The organism is Rhodococcus sp. W8901, assembly GCF_013348805.1.
Taxonomy (GTDB): Bacteria; Actinomycetota; Actinomycetes; order Mycobacteriales; family Mycobacteriaceae; genus Prescottella.
Genome location: NZ_CP054690.1, coordinates 3,044,452 through 3,060,430, shown reverse-complemented (window position 1 = coordinate 3,060,430; position 15,979 = coordinate 3,044,452). Strand labels below are relative to the sequence as shown.

Annotated in this window: 13 protein-coding genes; 2 read left to right on the top strand and 11 right to left on the bottom strand. The window is 70.1% G+C overall.

Annotation, left to right across the window (positions count from 1 at the left end):
* Positions 1 to 3: 3 nt before the first annotated feature.
* Positions 4 to 1,752, bottom strand: coding sequence for a substrate-binding domain-containing protein (locus HUN07_RS14395; protein ID WP_174910459.1), 1,749 nt, complete (start codon positions 1,750 to 1,752; stop codon positions 4 to 6).
* Positions 1,753 to 1,898: 146 nt separating this feature from the next.
* The gene (locus tag HUN07_RS14390) at positions 1,899 to 4,094 is read right to left on the bottom strand and encodes a malate synthase G (RefSeq protein WP_174910457.1); all 2,196 of its coding nucleotides are present in this window, start codon (positions 4,092 to 4,094) and stop codon (positions 1,899 to 1,901) included.
* 407 nt (positions 4,095 to 4,501) lie between these two features.
* Here HUN07_RS14390 and HUN07_RS14385 point away from each other — a divergent pair, with 407 nt between their 5' ends.
* Entirely contained in the window at positions 4,502 to 4,858 is a 357-nt protein-coding gene (locus HUN07_RS14385) for a VOC family protein (RefSeq protein WP_114723523.1), read from the top strand.
* 51 nt (positions 4,859 to 4,909) lie between these two features.
* On the opposite strand, the gene HUN07_RS14380 is transcribed toward HUN07_RS14385, so the two are convergent.
* Complete coding sequence (locus HUN07_RS14380) at positions 4,910 to 5,392, bottom strand: hypothetical protein (RefSeq protein ID WP_174910455.1); 483 nt, start codon at positions 5,390 to 5,392, stop codon at positions 4,910 to 4,912.
* 124 nt (positions 5,393 to 5,516) lie between these two features.
* Here HUN07_RS14380 and HUN07_RS14375 point away from each other — a divergent pair, with 124 nt between their 5' ends.
* Positions 5,517 to 6,566 carry a lipoate--protein ligase family protein gene (locus tag HUN07_RS14375; protein ID WP_114723525.1) on the top strand — a complete coding sequence of 350 codons (1,050 nt, stop codon included), beginning with the start codon at positions 5,517 to 5,519 and terminating at the stop codon, positions 6,564 to 6,566.
* A 103-nt stretch (positions 6,567 to 6,669) separates the two neighbouring features.
* Here HUN07_RS14375 and HUN07_RS14370 read toward each other — a convergent pair whose 3' ends face one another.
* The 8 genes from HUN07_RS14370 to HUN07_RS14335 all read right to left on the bottom strand — a co-directional run bounded on the left by HUN07_RS14370 (position 6,670) and on the right by HUN07_RS14335 (position 15,901).
* Positions 6,670 to 7,200, bottom strand: coding sequence for a hypothetical protein (locus HUN07_RS14370; protein ID WP_174910454.1), 531 nt, complete (start codon positions 7,198 to 7,200; stop codon positions 6,670 to 6,672).
* Between the two features lie 152 nt (positions 7,201 to 7,352).
* Complete coding sequence (locus HUN07_RS14365; protein ID WP_174910452.1) at positions 7,353 to 8,249, bottom strand: 3-methyladenine DNA glycosylase; 897 nt, start codon at positions 8,247 to 8,249, stop codon at positions 7,353 to 7,355.
* Between the two features lie 5 nt (positions 8,250 to 8,254).
* Positions 8,255 to 9,343 carry a hemolysin family protein gene (locus tag HUN07_RS14360; RefSeq protein WP_174910450.1) on the bottom strand — a complete coding sequence of 363 codons (1,089 nt, stop codon included), beginning with the start codon at positions 9,341 to 9,343 and terminating at the stop codon, positions 8,255 to 8,257.
* Entirely contained in the window at positions 9,336 to 10,706 is a 1,371-nt protein-coding gene (locus HUN07_RS14355; RefSeq protein ID WP_114723529.1) for a hemolysin family protein, read from the bottom strand. Before HUN07_RS14355 ends, HUN07_RS14360 begins: the two co-directional genes overlap by 8 nt.
* A gap of 316 nt (positions 10,707 to 11,022) precedes the next feature.
* The gene (locus tag HUN07_RS14350; RefSeq protein ID WP_174910449.1) at positions 11,023 to 12,459 is read right to left on the bottom strand and encodes a GuaB1 family IMP dehydrogenase-related protein; all 1,437 of its coding nucleotides are present in this window, start codon (positions 12,457 to 12,459) and stop codon (positions 11,023 to 11,025) included.
* A gap of 41 nt (positions 12,460 to 12,500) precedes the next feature.
* Positions 12,501 to 13,559 (bottom strand): pirin family protein, encoded by a 1,059-nt coding sequence (locus HUN07_RS14345; RefSeq protein ID WP_174910447.1) that lies wholly within the window; start codon positions 13,557 to 13,559, stop codon positions 12,501 to 12,503.
* A gap of 93 nt (positions 13,560 to 13,652) precedes the next feature.
* The gene (locus HUN07_RS14340; RefSeq protein WP_441346772.1) at positions 13,653 to 14,516 is read right to left on the bottom strand and encodes a DMT family transporter; all 864 of its coding nucleotides are present in this window, start codon (positions 14,514 to 14,516) and stop codon (positions 13,653 to 13,655) included.
* Positions 14,517 to 14,521: 5 nt separating this feature from the next.
* Positions 14,522 to 15,901 (bottom strand): DEAD/DEAH box helicase, encoded by a 1,380-nt coding sequence (locus HUN07_RS14335; RefSeq protein WP_174910445.1) that lies wholly within the window; start codon positions 15,899 to 15,901, stop codon positions 14,522 to 14,524.
* Between the last annotated feature and the right edge of the window lie 78 nt (positions 15,902 to 15,979).

The window sequence follows — 15,979 nt, the reverse complement described above, 5'->3', positions numbered from 1 at the left end:
GGTCTACGACAGCATCTGTCCGAGCGCGGCACCGAGTTCGGGACCCTGTGTCGACGGCACCGCGGTGAAGGTTCCACCGGTCTGTTCGGCCATCGCCTGCAGGGTCGCCTGGTCGCTGTTCTCGGCGATCGAGATGACGTCGACCCGGACCGGTTGTGCGGAACCGGTGAGCTCGCGGGTGAGTTGCTGCTTGGTGGTGGACGTGTCGTCGTTGGGTCCGTCAGTGATCAGCAGGACCGAGTTGGGGCGGTCGGCGACGAACCCGGAGACGGCGCTCTTGTGGGCGGCGATCACCGACGCGTACGTCGACGTCGCGGTCGCGGGGCGCAGCGACTGCAGCGCACTGTCCAGCTGTTGCCGTCGCGTGCCCTCGGACAGCGGCCCGGTGGACACCTTCACCAGGTACGGCTTGTTGCCGTCGAGCCCGCGGCTGTACACCCACAGGCCGATGTCGGACGAGTCGGGCAGGCTCGCGATCTGTCGGGACACTGCGTCGACGGTGTTGCTCAGGCGGGTGCCGGTGCCGTCGTCGTAGCCCATCGAGCCGGAGACGTCGAGCAGGATCGTGGTGGCCTGCGGGACGGCGGGATTCGCGAACGTCTGCAGCAGGTGTTGCTGGGCGGGGCCGGTGGCCGGTGCGAGCACCTGTCCGATCGGGGGCATCGGCGCCTGATCCGTTGCGGCCGGGATGTCGTCGCCGACCCGGAATCCGGCATCGACGAGAGTCCGGACCTGCTCGGGCTGACGGAGGAAGTCCACGAACTGGGCGGCGGCGCGGCCGAGGGTCTCGTCGACCCACGGCGTCGCCAGGATCGCGGCGGGATGATCGGCGACCGGCGTCGCACCGGCGGGCGCGAAGGCGACCAGCCCGGACGCCTTCTTACCGAGGGCGCGGATCTGCTGCTCGGTCGAGGGCACTGCGTGGAAGGTGCCCTTCGCCGGTTCCGGCTGGGCTGCCAGCGCCGAGGTCGCGTCCGCGGTCGATGTCGGCGCCCCGTCGATGGCCTTGCTGCCGTTCGCGAGGGCCGCGATCGCGGCGGTCACCTGCGGCGAGGCGGCCTGCGTCTCGTCGAGCGGACCCGCGCCGACATCGGCGGTGGACGCGGCGACGGCGTCGAGCGCCTGATCGGTGGGGGAGCCCGCGGGCAGCGTGAGTTTCAGTGAGCCCCAACCGGGTAGCCCGAGCCCGTCCAGCGTGTCCTTGCCGGACTGCAGTGCGGGCAGGTTCTGCCACCCGGTGCCCGCCGCGGTGAACGCCAGAGCCAGTTCCCTCGAGGCGGCGAGCACCACCGGGCTGGTGGCGAGCGACTTGGGCTGTCCGTCGACCACACCGCCGGTGGCTGCCACGCGGTTGACCGACTGGCTGCTCGACGGGATCCACAGCGCCGGCGCCGGCCCGAGATCGCCGTTCCACGGCCCCCTGGGGGCGCCGCCGAGGGCGTCGGCGACGGCGGCGGAGTCGTGTGCGGTCACCGACACCGACACGCAGTGGTCCCGGACCACCGGATCGGTGGCGGTGTAGCGGGCCGCGAGTTCGCGGATCTGGTCGGCGATGTCCGGCGATGAGGCCACCTCCAGGGTGGCGTCGCCCTCGACACACGCACCCGCCGCCGTCGTTCCCTCATTGCTGGTGCGGTCCCGCAGTTGGAACCAGCCGACGACGGCGAGAACCAGGAGGATCACCGACACCACTGCGATGACCGGGCCCTTGCTGACGCCGCGTGCGCGTCGGTCACTGCGATGTTGCCCCACGTGTTCAACCGCCTCGCTTCACAACCGAAGGACCGGCTCCTGACCGGCCCTGACGAACGCAGTCTAGTTGCGAATACGGACATCCTGACGCACGCGGCCCCGACACCTGTGACGGTGCCGGGGCCGCATGCGGACTCAGGTCGCGATCAGGCGTTGGCGGCCTTGTACTCGCGGCGACGGCGATGCAGGATCGGCTCGGTGTAGCCACTGGGCTGCTTGCCACCCTCGAGGATCAGTTCCTTCGCCGCCTGGAAGGCGATGCAGGAATCGAAGTTCGGGGCCATCGGACGGTACGACGCGTCGCCCTCGTTCTGCCGGTCGACGACCGGCGCCATCCGCTCGAGGCTCGCGACGATGTCGGCCTCGGTGACGATGCCGTGGCGGAGCCAGTTGGCGAGCAGCTGACTCGAGATACGCAGCGTCGCGCGGTCCTCCATGAGTGCGACGTCGTGGATGTCCGGCACCTTGGAGCAGCCGACGCCCGCGTCGATCCAGCGCACCACGTAGCCGAGGATCGACTGGCAGTTGTTGTCGAGTTCCTGCTGCTTCTCGGCCTCGGACCAGTCAGTGCTGGGCGCGAGCGGGATGGTGAGGATCTCGTCGACGGTCGCGCGGGGCTTGCCCTTGAGCTGATCCTGGACCGCGAACACGTCCACCTGGTGGTAGTGCGTCGCGTGGAGGGTCGCGCCGGTAGGCGAGGGCACCCATGCGGTGTTGGCGCCGGCCTTCGGGTGGCCGATCTTCTGCTCGAGCATGTCGGCCATCAGGTCGGTCATGGCCCACATGCCCTTACCGATCTGCGCCTTGCCCTGCAGACCCGTGGCCAGTCCGGTGTCGACGTTCCAGTCCTCGTACGCGGTGATCCACGTCTGCTTCTTCATGTCGGCCTTGCGCACCATGGCACCGGCCTCCATCGAGGTGTGGATCTCGTCGCCGGTGCGGTCGAGGAAGCCGGTGTTGATGAACACCACCCGCTGGTCCGCTTCCTTGATGCAGGCCGCGAGGTTGACGGTGGTGCGCCGCTCCTCGTCCATGATGCCGACCTTGAGCGTGTTGGTGGGCAGGCCCAGAACCTCTTCGACGCGGCCGAACAGCTCGGTGGTGAACGCGACCTCTTCGGGGCCGTGCTGCTTGGGCTTGACGATGTAGATCGAGCCGGTGCGGGAGTTGTTCAGCGGACCGTGGTCCTCGTCGATGCTCAGGCCGTGGACCGCGCACGCGCCGGTGATCAGCGCGTCGAGGATGCCCTCGGGCAGCTCGTTGCCGTCGGCGTCGAGGATCGCCGGGTTGGTCATCAGGTGACCGACGTTGCGCACGAACAGCAGCGAGCGGCCGTGTAGCGCGAGCTCGCCGCCGTCCGGGGTGGTGTAGGTGCGGTCACCGTTGAGCGTGCGGGTGACGGTCTTGCCGCCCTTGTCGAACGACTCGGACAGGTCGCCGCGGTTGAGTCCCAGCCAGTTCCGGTAGCCGACCACCTTGTCGTCGGCGTCGACGGCCGCGACGGAGTCCTCGAAGTCCATGATCGTGGTGATCGCGGACTCGAGCACGACATCCTTGACGCCGGCGCCGTCGGTCTGGCCGATCGGGGAGGTCGGGTCGATCTCGATCTCGACGTGCAGGCCGTTGTTGCGCAGCAGCACCGACGTCGGGGAGTCCTTGTCGCCGAGCAATCCGACGAACTTCTCGGGCTGCGCGAGCCCGGTGATGACCTCACCGCCCAGCTCGACCGCCAGCTTGTCGTCGACCACGAAGTAGCGGGTGGCCTCGGCGTGCGAACCCTTGGCCAGCGGCGCGGCGGTGTCGAGGAAGTTGCGGGCCCACGCGATGACCTTGTCGCCGCGAACCTTGTTGTAGCCGGGCTTTCCTCCGGGCGCCTTCTCGGCACCGCCCTCTTCGGAGATCGCGTCGGTGCCGTACAGCGCGTCGTACAGCGAGCCCCAGCGGGCGTTGGACGCATTGAGCGCGAAGCGGGCGTTGAGCACGGGAACCACCAGCTGCGGGCCGGCGGTGGTGGCGATCTCCGCATCGACGTTCTCGGTCGCGACCTGGAACGGCGCAGGCTCGGGCAGCAGGTAGCCGATCTCCTGGAGGAACGCCTTGTACTCGGCGGCGCTCTGCGGCTTGCCGGCGCGCTCGCGGTGCCACGCGTCGATCTGTGCCTGCAGATCGTCACGCTTGGCGAGCAGTGCCTTGTTCTTCGGCGCCAGGTCGGCGAAGACCTTGCCCGCGCCCTCCCAGAACGTCTCGGCGGACACGCCGGTGCCGGGAAGAGCCTCATCATTCACGAAGTCGTAGAGAACCTTGGCGACCTGAAGACCACCGACCTGCACGCGTTCAGTCATTGAACTGCCTCACTTTTTCCGGTACCACCAGCAGCATCCACAGCAGGGACGCCGAACGGGACGACAACAATGTTACCCGGCGGTAGCTTCCGGAGGAGATCAGTCCGGTGCGGCTGCCGGGACGGCATCGACGAATACAGCTGGAGAGCTGAGGCGCGTGAGGTGGGCGCCGACTGCGGTGGGACGAACGGTGCGCGTCCGGATGCAGACTCGATCATGAAAGGCGAGTTGGCCGATCGTGCACAGATGATACTGGCCGGTCACGATCATCGCGCGGTGGCCCGGGGCGTTGCCGGGTGACGCCTCGACGAGCGGTCCGGCACATGCGATGAGCGGCGCTGCTGTTGACGCGGCGGCGTTCCTGCCGTTTCGTGTGGAGCGAAGTTGATCAAGTACAGGAGGTACAAGTGAGCGACTACGACGCCAAGATGATCATGCTCTCGACCGAGAACCTGGACGAGGCCGTCAAGTTCTACACCGAGACCCTCGGGATGACGCTGAAGTTCCGGGACGGCGCGCACTTCGCGGCCCTCGACGGCGGATCGGTGACGATCGCGCTCGCGACCGCCGTCGACCACCCGATCCCCGGGAAGGTCGTCGTCGGCATCAAGACCGCCGACGTCGACGCCGCGGCGAAGGCGATCGAGGAAGGCGGCGGGGCCATCGTGAAGGGCCCGTACGACGACGCCCACGAGCGGCGCGCGGTGGTCTACGACAACAACGGCAACGGCCTGGTGTTCTACAGCCCGCTCGCCCGGAAGTAGATGCCCCAAGGTGAAGGCCCGCAGCGTGTGACGCTGCGGGCCTTCGTCGTTCTATCCCTGCTTGGCGGTCGCGGCCGCTGCCGCGGCGAGCCGCTCCGCCGCGTCTGTGAGCGGAATACCGTCCTCGGCGAGCGCCGGCACCAGCAGATCCATGCACTTGCCCAGCATCACCACCAGCAACACCCGCAGAGCGCTGATGTCGGCGGCGACGCGGACCTGGTCGGTGCTCACACACGACAGCCGCGAGTACGCCTGCTCGACCGTCTGCCACTCGCCGAGCAGACCCTCGACCAGCAGTTGCGCCCGGACGACCGGCGCGGCCGCAGGGTACAGCGCCTCCTCGGCGGCCCGATGCCAGGGGCGCAGCGTGAACTCGGCGAAGTCGACGACGGCCCGGTGCGTGGCCTCGAACTCGGGGCCACCCTGGCCGACGGTGCGGAACACGTCGCGCTCGAGCACCGCGATGCGACCGAGCAGGTCGAACATCGTCGCCTGCAGCTCGACGGCCGCCTCCTGATTCGTCGCGTCGGTCATCGAAATCCTCTCGTCCCGTGGGCTCGGCGCCCCGCCCGTCGATCACACAGCCCGTCGATCACACAGTAGGGGTGTCCGGCCTCCGCGCCACTGCGCTGTCGCACTCACCGATACGCTTTCCGGCGTGCGTGGTGAATACAAGGTTCCCGGTGGCAAGCTCGTGGTGGTCGACGTCGAGGTGGAGGACGGGCGCCTGTCGCGGGTGTCGTTGTCCGGCGACTTCTTTCTCGAACCGGACGAGGCGCTCGACGACATCACCGCCGCGGTCACCGGCATGCCCGTCGCTGCCGATTCCGCGCAGTTGGGTCAGGCGATCTCAGGGGCGCTGGGTGACGACGTCGCGATGATCGGCTTCACTCCGGAGTCGGTGGGCATCGCGATCCGACGCGCTCTCGGCCACGCGACCAGCTGGCACGACCACACCTTCGACGTCATCGAACCCGTCGTGCTGGATCCGGCGATGCACGTCGCCCTCGACGAGGTGATCACCCGCGAGGTGGCGGCCGGGGAGCGCCGCCCGACGCTGCGGTTCTGGGACTGGGACTCGCCGCTGGTGGTGCTGGGGTCGTTCCAGTCGGTGCGCAACGAGGTCGACGAGGAGGCCGCTGCCCGGCACGGCATCGGCGTGGTCCGGCGAATCTCCGGCGGCGGCGCGATGTTCATGGAGCCCGGCAACTGCATCACCTACTCGCTGGCGGTGCCGACCTCGCTGGTCGACGGGCTGAGCTTCGAGCGTTCGTACGAGTTCCTCGACCAGTGGGTGATGGGTGCGCTCGCCGACGTCGGTATCAACGCCCGCTACGTGCCGCTCAACGACATCGCCTCCGACAAGGGCAAGATCGCCGGGGCCGCGCAGAAACGCTTCGCCGCCGGTGCGGTGCTGCACCACGTGACGATGGCCTACGACATCGACGCCGACAAGATGACCGAGGTGCTGCGCATCGGCCGCGAGAAGATCTCCGACAAGGGCATCACCAGCTCCGGCAAGCGGGTCGACCCGATGCGCTCACAGACCGGCATGGATCGCGACGACATCATCGCCGCGTTCCTCACGCACTTCCGCGCCCGTTACGACACCCACACCAGTTCGTACACCGACGCCGAACTGGCCGCCGCGAGGGAACTGGTCGAGAACAAGTTCGCGAACCCGGAGTGGACCTACCGCGTGCCCTGACCGCCGGCGCCGCGCGCGAATCGGCGCCGTGCGCGCGCAACGGTGCGCGCGCAACGGTGCGCGCGGGACGCCGATTCGCGCGCGGGGCGCGACGGCTCGACTGCTACAGCGATCCGGTGCGGCCTTCGGCGTTGTGCTGGTTGGCAAGATCCGTAGCGGCGTTGGCGCCGAGGTCGGCCCCCACGGAACCGCCGGCGAACCCTCCGATCAGCGTTGCTGCAGCTGTCGCGGCGACAGCGGGCCCCAGCGTTACCGGCCAGGACGCGGGACCACCCGCTGCGACAACGGCGGCGGCGATGGCCCCGACGGGCACGCCGATCAACGAACCCCCCATCACGTGGCCGGCGGTAGCTCCCAGGAACTGGCCGGTGTCGGTGTAGTCCGCGACGCGCTGCTGGGGCGTGGGTGCGTACCCGAGCTGCAGAACATTGAACGGTCGCGCGTTCAGGTCGTATGGGTTGTACAGCGGCGGAACCTCGATCTGCGGCATCTCGGGCAGGGCCGGGATGTTCGCGGATCCGGTGTCCTGTGCGTGCGCGGTGCCGGCCGAGGCGGCGACGATCGCGACCGGCAGCGCGCCGGCGACGACGGCGCGTCGCGCCCAACGGTTTTGCTTCGCAGCATGGCGAGCCATGAGAATTCCCCCTGAATTCGGTGCCGCGTGGGACGCGGCGATGGTGTGCATCGGCGTCCCGGGCGGGCGCCGCAAGGCTGCGGTAGACGCGCGAGATGTGCTCGAAATGTCCCCCCAGACCGTCGAACAATTTAGTGGTTACGGGCGGATAGCTAATCGGCGAGGATCGTCTCGGCCGCGTGGTCGGTCAGCAGCGTCCGGCATCGCCCGAGCAGTCGCCCGCGCAACTGCGCCGCACGCTCCGAGAGCGCCACCTGCTCGCGGACGTAGTCGGCGCGGCCCTGCGGGGTCTCGATGCGGACGGGCTCGTAGCCGTAGTCGGCGAGGTCGTAGGGGCTGGCCTTCATGTCGAGTTCCCGCGCGTCCGTTGCCAGACGGAAACAGTCGATGACCAACTCGGATTCGACGAGCGATCCGAGCTTGGTCGCCCACTTGTACAGGTCCATCCCGGCGTGCAGGCAGCCCGGCTGCTCGCGCGCGACCTGCTCGTCCCGGCTCAGCGGCACCTCGTTGCGGGGTGCGGCGTCGGCGGTGAAGAAGCGGAACGCGTCGAAGTGGGTGCAGCGCAGACTCATCGACTCGACCACCTCGTCGGTGCCGGCGTGCCCGAGCCGCAGCGGGACCTGCGAGTGGCGTACCGCCTCGTCGCCGCCGTGGTAGACCATCGCCCACTCGTGCAGGCCGAAGCAGCTCAGGTGCGGGCGTCGCTGCGCGGTCGCGGACAGCAGCGCGGCGACGTACTCGACGGTCGCGCGTCGGTGTTCGAGGACGTCGGGGGAGACGGTCACGCCCCGCTCGGTGGCCGTGTACCCGGCGTACTCCAGGTAGTCCGCCGCGGCGTCACCGGCGAGGGCGGCACCGAAACCGGGATGCCAGCGGCGCAGCTGATTCGGGCGCACGCTGTAGTACGTGAACAGAAAATCGTGCACCGGGTGACTCACGCCGGCCGCACGACGTTGCAGGTGCGGCCCGACGAGATCCGCCACCGTCTCGCGGTGGCGGTCTCGTCGGGCAGTCCACACCTCTTCCGGCAGAACTGCCGAACTCACAACTCTCAGACCGCCTTCTGACCGGGAATCACGTCGTCGATCCGGTGCGTGCCGTCGCGCACGGTGCCGACGAACTCCTCGACCAGATCCTCGAGCGCGACGATACCGATCACGCTGCCGGACGCGTCGACCACGGCCCCGAGGTGTGAGCTGGCGCGGCGCAGCCCGGCAAGAGCGTCGTCGAGCGGCAGGGTCACCGAGATGCGGGGCAGGCGTCGGATGTCGGAGCGCGGGATCACCGTCTCCGGTCCGACCGATTCGTCGGCGACCCGGTCGAGCACGTCCTTGAGGTGCAGGTAGCCGACCAGTGAGCCGTCGGCGTCCCGCACCGGGTACCGCGAGTAACCGGTCTCGATGACCGCCTCCTCGACGGAACCGAGGGTGGTGCCGTCGCTGGACAGCGGCACCGTGCGGACCTTGTCGGACGGGATCATGACGTCGGCGACCGTGCGGCCCTCCGTCTCGAGCGCCTGCGTCAGACGCCTGTGCTCCTCCTCGTCGATCAGGCCCTCCGTGTGGGATTCGCCGATCATCTCCGACAGTTCGATCGCGGAGACGGTGGCGTCGAGCTCGTCCTTGGGCTCGACGCGCAGCATCCTGAGGATGCCGTTGGCGCTGATGTTGTAAAAGCCGATCAGCGGGCGCACCAGTTTGATGAACCCGAGGTGGATCGGCACCAGCAGCATCGCTGTCTTCTCCGGTCCGGCGATCGCGATGTTCTTCGGGACCATCTCGCCGAGCAGGATGTGCAGGACCACGACCAGCGCCAACGCGATCGTGAACGCGATCGGGTGCAGCAGTCCGTCCGGGACACCGAGGGCGTCCATCGGGGCCTCGATCAGGTGCGCGATGGCCGGCTCGCCGACCTTACCGAGCAGGATCGAGCAGATCGTGATGCCCAGCTGCGCGCCCGCGAGCATCAGCGACAGGTTCTCGCCCGCCGAGATGACCGTGCGGGCCCGCTTCTTGCCCTGCGCGTGCAGGGCCTCGAGGCGGTCGCGGCGGGCGGTGATGAGTGCGAACTCGGCACCGACGAAGAACGCGTTGCCGGCGAGCAGGACGACGGTGAGCAGAACACCGAACAGGTCACCCACGGTCGTTCTCCTCTCGCGTCGCGCCGATGGCGGGGACCGGCGTGAGGAGCACCCGGTCGATCCGTCGGCCGTCCATCGTCAGTACCCGGGCGATCCAGCCGCGGCCGTCGGGGCCGATCGGATTGCCGTGCGAATCGGGCAGCGGTACCTCGTCGCCCTCGACCGGGATCCGGCCCAGACAGGTCAGCACCAGGCCGCCGAGGGTGTCGTACTCGCCCTCGGGGGCGGTGTACCCGGTGGCCCGGGTGATCTCGTCGGTGCGCAGCAGTCCCGAGCAGGACCAGCTGTGACCCACGCGCTGGACGTCGATCTCGGGCTCGTCGTGCTCGTCGCGGACGTCGCCGAGGATCTCCTCGATGAGGTCCTCCATGGTCACGATGCCGGCGGTGCCGCCGTACTCGTCGACGACGAGTGCGACCTGCATGCCGTCGGCCCGGATCTGTTCCATCACCGAGTCGCCGTCGAGCGAGGACGGGACGACGGGCACGGCCTGCGCGAGGCTGTCGAGTCGTGTCATGCCGCGGCGCGCCGCCGGGACGGTGAACGCGTGCTTGATGTGCACGACGCCCATGGTGTTGTCGAGATCGCCGTCCACGATCGGGAACCGGGAGAACCCGGTGCGCGAGGCGGCGTCGATGAGGTCGACGACGGTGGCGTCGGTGTCGAGGGACTCGATCTTCACACGCGGTGTCATCAGCTCCTCGGCGCTGAGCTCGCCGAACCGCAGCGAGCGGTTCACCAGCAGCGCGGTGCCGGCGTCCAGCGATCCGCGTTCGGCGGATGTGCGGACGAGAGATCCGAGTTCCTGCGGGGACCGTGCCGAGCGCAGTTCCTCGGCGGGTTCGATGCCGAGGCGTCGGACCACCCAGTTGGCGGTGCCGTTGAGGCCGTTGATCGCCCACTTGAAGATCAGCGAGAAGCCGGCCTGCAGGCCGGCGGTGGCGCGGGCGGTGGGCAGCGGCCTGGAGATGGCCAGGTTCTTCGGGACCAGCTCACCGAAGATCATCGAGAACGACGTCGCGATGATCAGGGCCAGCGCCAGCGAGATTCCGCTCGCCGTCGACGCGGACAGCCCGATCGCATCGAGGATCGGGGTGATGAACCGGGCCAGCACCGGTTCGGCGAGGTAACCGGTGATCAGTGTCGTGATCGTGATGCCGAGCTGGGCGCCGGACAGCTGGAACGACAGCGTGCGGTGCGCGTGCTGGACCTGTCGGGCGCGTCGGTCACCGTCGCGTGCGTGGGCGTCGACGGTGCTGCGCTCGAGCGCGGTGAGGGAGAATTCCGCCGCCACGAAGATGGCGGTGCCTGCGGTCAAGGCTACGAAGCCGACCAGGCTGAGGGCAGTCAGTGCGATGTTCACGTCAGCACCGCCCGCCGAGTAGTTCGGGGCCGCCGGGTTTGTCTCCCGGCTCGGTAGAGGACCCCTCCGAGGTTTCGGAGGAACCTTCGACACCGGCGGACTCGGCATTCGAGCCCGGGGAGGTTGCCACGGGGGGTGCGTCGGGGGGTGTGTGTATGGGTGCCTCGGGCACCGGAGTCCTCTCTGTCGGGCGGCGCATTACGTCACGAACAACGGATGCTGCGCCGATCATATTTCCGGAAATAGAGCTTCCACTGTACCGGTCGAGGCATGAATGGGATGAAACGGACATGCGTTCGCGCTGTGGGTGGGGGAGTCACCAGCCGGACGGGAGCGGACGCCCCTCCGCGAACCCGGCCGCCGACTGGACGCCGATGACGGCCTTGTCGTGCAGTTCGTCGAGGGTCCGGGCACCGGCGTACGTGCAGGTGCTGCGGACCCCGGCGCAGATGTGGTCCAGCAGGTCCTCGACGCCCGGTCGCGCCGGATCGAGGAGCATCCGGGAGGTGGAGATGCCCTCCTCGAACAGACCCTTGCGGGCACGGTCGAACGCGGTGTCGTCGACGGTGCGGGCCGCGACGGCCCGCTTGGACGCCATCCCGAAGCTCTCCTTGTACCGGTTGCCGTCCCGGTCGATCCGCAGCTCGCCGGGCGATTCGTACGTTCCCGCGAACCACGACCCGACCATGACGTTCGCCGCGCCCGCCGCCAGCGCGAGCGCGACGTCGCGCGGATGCCGCACGCCCCCGTCCGCCCACACGTGCGCACCCAGTTCGCGCGCGGCGGCCGCGCACTCGGCCACCGCGGAGAACTGGGGGCGGCCGACACCGGTCATCATCCGGGTGGTGCACATCGCGCCGGGGCCGACGCCGACCTTGACGATGTTCGCGCCGGCCTCGATGAGGTCCCGGGTGCCTCGGGCGGACACCACGTTGCCGGCGACGAGCGGGACCCCCAGGCCGAGCGCGGCGACCGAACGCAGCGCGTCGAGCATCCGCTGCTGGTGTCCGTGCGCGGTGTCGAGCACCAGCAGGTCGGCGCCCGCATCGGCGAGCGCCTTCGCCTTGGCCGCGACGTCTCCGTTGACGCCGACCGCGGCGGCGACGCGAAGTCGGCCGTGCTGGTCGATCGCGGGTGTGTAGATCCCGGCCCGGATGGCGCCGGTGCGGGTGAGGACGCCGGCGAGCATGCCGTCGGCGTCGACGATCACCGCGAGCGGATCGTGCCGCGACTCCAGCAGGGCGAACACCTCGCGGGGTGTCGCCGTCACCGGCGCGGTCGCGAAGTCGCGCACCGCGACGGCGCCGACACGTGTGAAGCGGTCCACGTCCGCGCAGGACGATTCGGTGAGCACCCCGACCGGCTTGCCGCCGTCGACGACGACGGCGGCCCGGTGCGCGCGCTTGTGCAGCAGCGTCAGCGCATCCGAGACGGCGTCCTCGGGATCGAGGGTGATCGGCGTGTCCGCCACCAGATGCCGGTTCTTGACGAAATCGACGGTCTCGGCGACCGCGGACGACGGCACGTCCTGCGGGATGACCACGAGCCCACCGCGCCGGGCGACGGTCTCGGCCATCCGCCGTCCCGCGACCGCGGTCATGTTGGCGACGACGATCGGGATCGTGGTCCCGGACCCGTCCGACGTCGCGAGGCTCACGTCGAAGCGCGACGCGACGTCGGTCCGGTTCGGGACGAGGAACACGTCGTCGTAGGTGAGGTCGTACGGCGGGCGGTGCCCTTCGAGGAACTCCACAGTGGCCGAGCGTACTGCCCGCACCGGCGCCGTGCCCGGTATCAGGCGAGCGTCGGGTCCGTGTCGTCTGCCGGTGCCGACTCGGGGCGTTCGAGTCGTCCGTCGCCGTAGCGGGCGAAGCGGCCCGTCTCGCGGCTGTAGACGGGGGCCTCCGACGGCCACGGCCAGCCGCCGAACCTGGTGGTCCGGTAGTCGTTGTACGCCTGCATGATCTCGCGCTCGGAGTTCATGACGAACGGGCCCTGCGCGGCGACCGGCTCGCCGATCGGCACGCCCTGCAGCATCAACACCGTCGACCGGGTGTCCGCGCGCACGGACAGGCTGTCGCCGTCGTCGGGCGCGTAGCCCCACCCGGATTCGACGGCGGTGCCGTCGATGTCGACGCGGGCCCCGTCGCCGTGGACGTAGAGGACCCGCCGGGCGTCGGCGGAGGCCGCGGAGGGGAGTTCGATCGCCGCGCCCGGTTCGAGGTCCACCAGCCAGATGGCCACGTCGGCGCTGTCCTCGGCCGCCCAGGAGTGGGCGGGCGGTGCCAGCGCGTCCCGGTCCCCGAAGCGGCCGGCGATCACCCGCACGTGCGCGGTGCCGGTCTCGCCCACGACCTCGACGGCGGGGATGTCCTCGTTCCAGAGCATCTTGAACTCCGGCGGCGCGGACTTGTTGCGGGCCGGCAGGTTCAGCCAGATCTGGTACAGCTCGAAGTCGTTGTCGCGGTCGGTGTTCAGGAGGGGGAACATCTCCGAGTGGCTGACCCCGCCTCCCGCGGTGACCCACTGCACGTCGCCGCCGCCGTAGCGGGCGCCGGCGCCGGTGGAGTCGGCGTGATCGACGAAGCCGCGCCGGACGATCGTGATGGTCTCGAACCCGCGGTGCGGGTGTGCGGGGAAACCGGGCACCGTCGTGCCGTGGTACATGTTCCAGCCGGACGGATTGCCGAAGTCCTGGCCGAGCGGGCGGTCGGAGACGTCGACGGCGGGCGTCATGTCCGCGGTGCCCTCCGGATAGTGGTCGACGTGGTGGACCGCGAACAGGAACGGATCGAGTGCCTGCCACGGGCCGCCGAGGCGGAAGATCTGTCCCGAGCGGGTGGTCGAACCCATGCTTCCTCCTGATGTGGATCGGGCGAACCCGATAGTTGAAGATTGGATTTCATTCTCGGGGGTGCAACGCGGACCGGCCGCCGGGCATTCCCGTCAGTCCGCGACCGGCTCGGGCGCCCGCTGCAGTGCGGCCTGATCGCGGGAGAGCGCGATCGTCGTCCCCACCATGACGGCGGCGGCGACCACGATGACCGCGATCCCGACGCCGGAGACGCGCAGGCGCTCGTCGAGCACCGTCATCCCGAGGAACACCGCGATCACCGGCTCGCCGATCGTCATCGCCGGCAGCGACGCCGACAGCGGGCCCACCTGGAAGGCGCGCTGCTGCAGATACACGCCGACGATCCCGGCCGCGAGCAGCGCGTACGTCTGCCACGCGCCGATCACCTCGACGAACCCGCGCTCGAACAGATCGGTCACATACTTGGTGAACGCCACCGCCACCCCGTACAGCGCGCCGCTCGCGGCGCCGAGCAGCAGCGCCCGCCGACCCGGGGCGACCCGCGGGGACAGGCCGACCAGCGTCGCGACCGCGATGGCGGCCACCACCGCGGTGAGCGGGACGGCCCACTGCGCCCACGGGGCGTCGACGCCGCCCGCGGTGGGATTGCCGACGACGAGGAACACCGCCAGCGCGGCGCTGAGCGCGACCGCCAGCCCCCACGAACTGCGCGGGAACCGGGTCCCCGAGAACCGCGCCGACAGCGGCAACGCGAACAGCAATGCCGTCACCAGTAGTGGCTGCACCACCAGCACCGAACCCAGCGCCAACGCCACCACCTGCATCAGGTAGCCGCCGCCGTCGCCGAGCAGGCCCGCCCACCAGCGGGGACTGCGCATCAGCGACGCGATGAGGGACTGCTCCTCCGGCACCTGCGATGCCGCGCTCTGCTGCGCCACCGACGCGCACGCGAACAGGAACGCGGCGACCAGTGCGCACAGGACGGAGGCGAGCATGGCGCTCAGGCACCCCCGCGGCGTCGACGGCTGCGCGGCGCCGCACCGGGCCGGGCCCGACGCTGGTCGCCGCGGCCGGGCTTCTGCGCCCCGTCGCGGTCCTTCTGCCCGGCGGCGCCGCGGGGCGGTAGCGCGGTGCCGCGCAGCGACACCCGGGTCGGCCGCTCGTCGGCCGTCCGCTGGGGCGCCACCGGATCCGGGATGGGCACGCCGCTGGGACGGCGTGCACCGGTGATCGCGGCCAGCCGCGGGTCGTTCGGTCCGACCGCGATCGGTTCCGCCTCGACGCCGGCCGCACGCATAACCTTCGCCGCCGGGGCACGCTCGTCCTCGGTCACCAGCGTGACCACCGCGCCGGCCTCGCCGGCCCGCGCCGTGCGGCCCGCGCGGTGCAGGTAGGCCTTGGATTCGGTCGGCGGATCGACGTGCACGACGAGGGAGACGTCGTCGACGTGGATGCCGCGCGCGGCGACGTCGGTGGCGACCAGCACCGGTCGGGTGCCGTCGGCGAATTCCGCCAGCGTCCGCGTCCGGTAGCCCTGGGGCTTGTCGCCGTGCAGCGCGCCCGCGTCGATGCCGACGGCTCGCAGCTGCTCGTGCAACCGGTCCACCCCGTGCTTGGTCCGCACGAACAGCAGCGTGCGTCCCGCCCGGGAAGCGATCCGCGCGACGACCTCCGCCTTGTCCGACCGCTCGACGTACAGCACGTGGTGCGTCATCGTCTCGACGGACGCCTCCGGCGGCGCGGTCGCGTGCAGCACCGGATCGGTGAGATACCGCCGGACCAGGGCGTCGACCTCGCCGTCCAGCGTCGCGGAGAACAGCAGCCGCTGCGCCTGCGTGGGCGTCCGGTCGAGCACCTCCGTCACCTGGGGGAGGAACCCGAGTTCGGCCATGTGATCGGCCTCGTCGACGGCGGTGACCACGACGTCGTCGAGCGTGATCGTCCCCGACGCGAGGTGATCGGCGATCCGGCCGGGCGTGCCGACGACGACGTCCGCGACGCGCGAGAGCCGCACCGCCTGCCCCTTGAACGGCACCCCGCCGACGAGCAGCGCGATCCGTAGGCCCAGCGCGAGCGCCGACTCGTCGAGCGCCTTGTCGATCTGGGCGGCCAGCTCACGGGTGGGGACCAACACGATGGCGCGCGGGCGACCCGGTCGGCTCGCCTTTCCGATCAGCCGCACCAGCATCGGCAACCCGAACGCGAGCGTCTTCCCGGACCCGGTCGGCGCCCGGCCGAGCACGTCCCGTCCGGCGAGGATGTCCGGGATCGTCGCCGCCTGGATGGGGAACGGGGTCTTCACCCCGTCCCGGCCCAATGCGTGCACGAGCGTGGGCGGAAGCCCCAACTGTGCGAAGGTGACGTCGGAGCGGTCGGACATCGGGATGGGGTGCCTCCGTAAGGGCCGGTGAGAAACCGGGCCGCAGACCCGGGCACAGACGCAGCTCGCGTGTGAAGT

What these genes read in the sequence shown, in the direction of transcription:
- HUN07_RS14390 (WP_174910457.1), bottom strand. Translation starts at nt 4,094, where the DNA reads ATGACTGAACGCGTGCAGGTCGGTGGTCTTCAGGTCGCCAAGGTTCTC.
- HUN07_RS14380 (WP_174910455.1), bottom strand. Translation starts at nt 5,392, where the DNA reads ATGACCGACGCGACGAATCAGGAGGCGGCCGTCGAGCTGCAGGCGACG.
- HUN07_RS14370 (WP_174910454.1), bottom strand. Translation starts at nt 7,200, where the DNA reads ATGGCTCGCCATGCTGCGAAGCAAAACCGTTGGGCGCGACGCGCCGTC.
- HUN07_RS14345 (WP_174910447.1), bottom strand. Translation starts at nt 13,559, where the DNA reads ATGGGTTCGACCACCCGCTCGGGACAGATCTTCCGCCTCGGCGGCCCG.
- HUN07_RS14340 (WP_441346772.1), bottom strand. Translation starts at nt 14,516, where the DNA reads ATGCTCGCCTCCGTCCTGTGCGCACTGGTCGCCGCGTTCCTGTTCGCG.
- HUN07_RS14335 (WP_174910445.1), bottom strand. Translation starts at nt 15,901, where the DNA reads ATGTCCGACCGCTCCGACGTCACCTTCGCACAGTTGGGGCTTCCGCCC.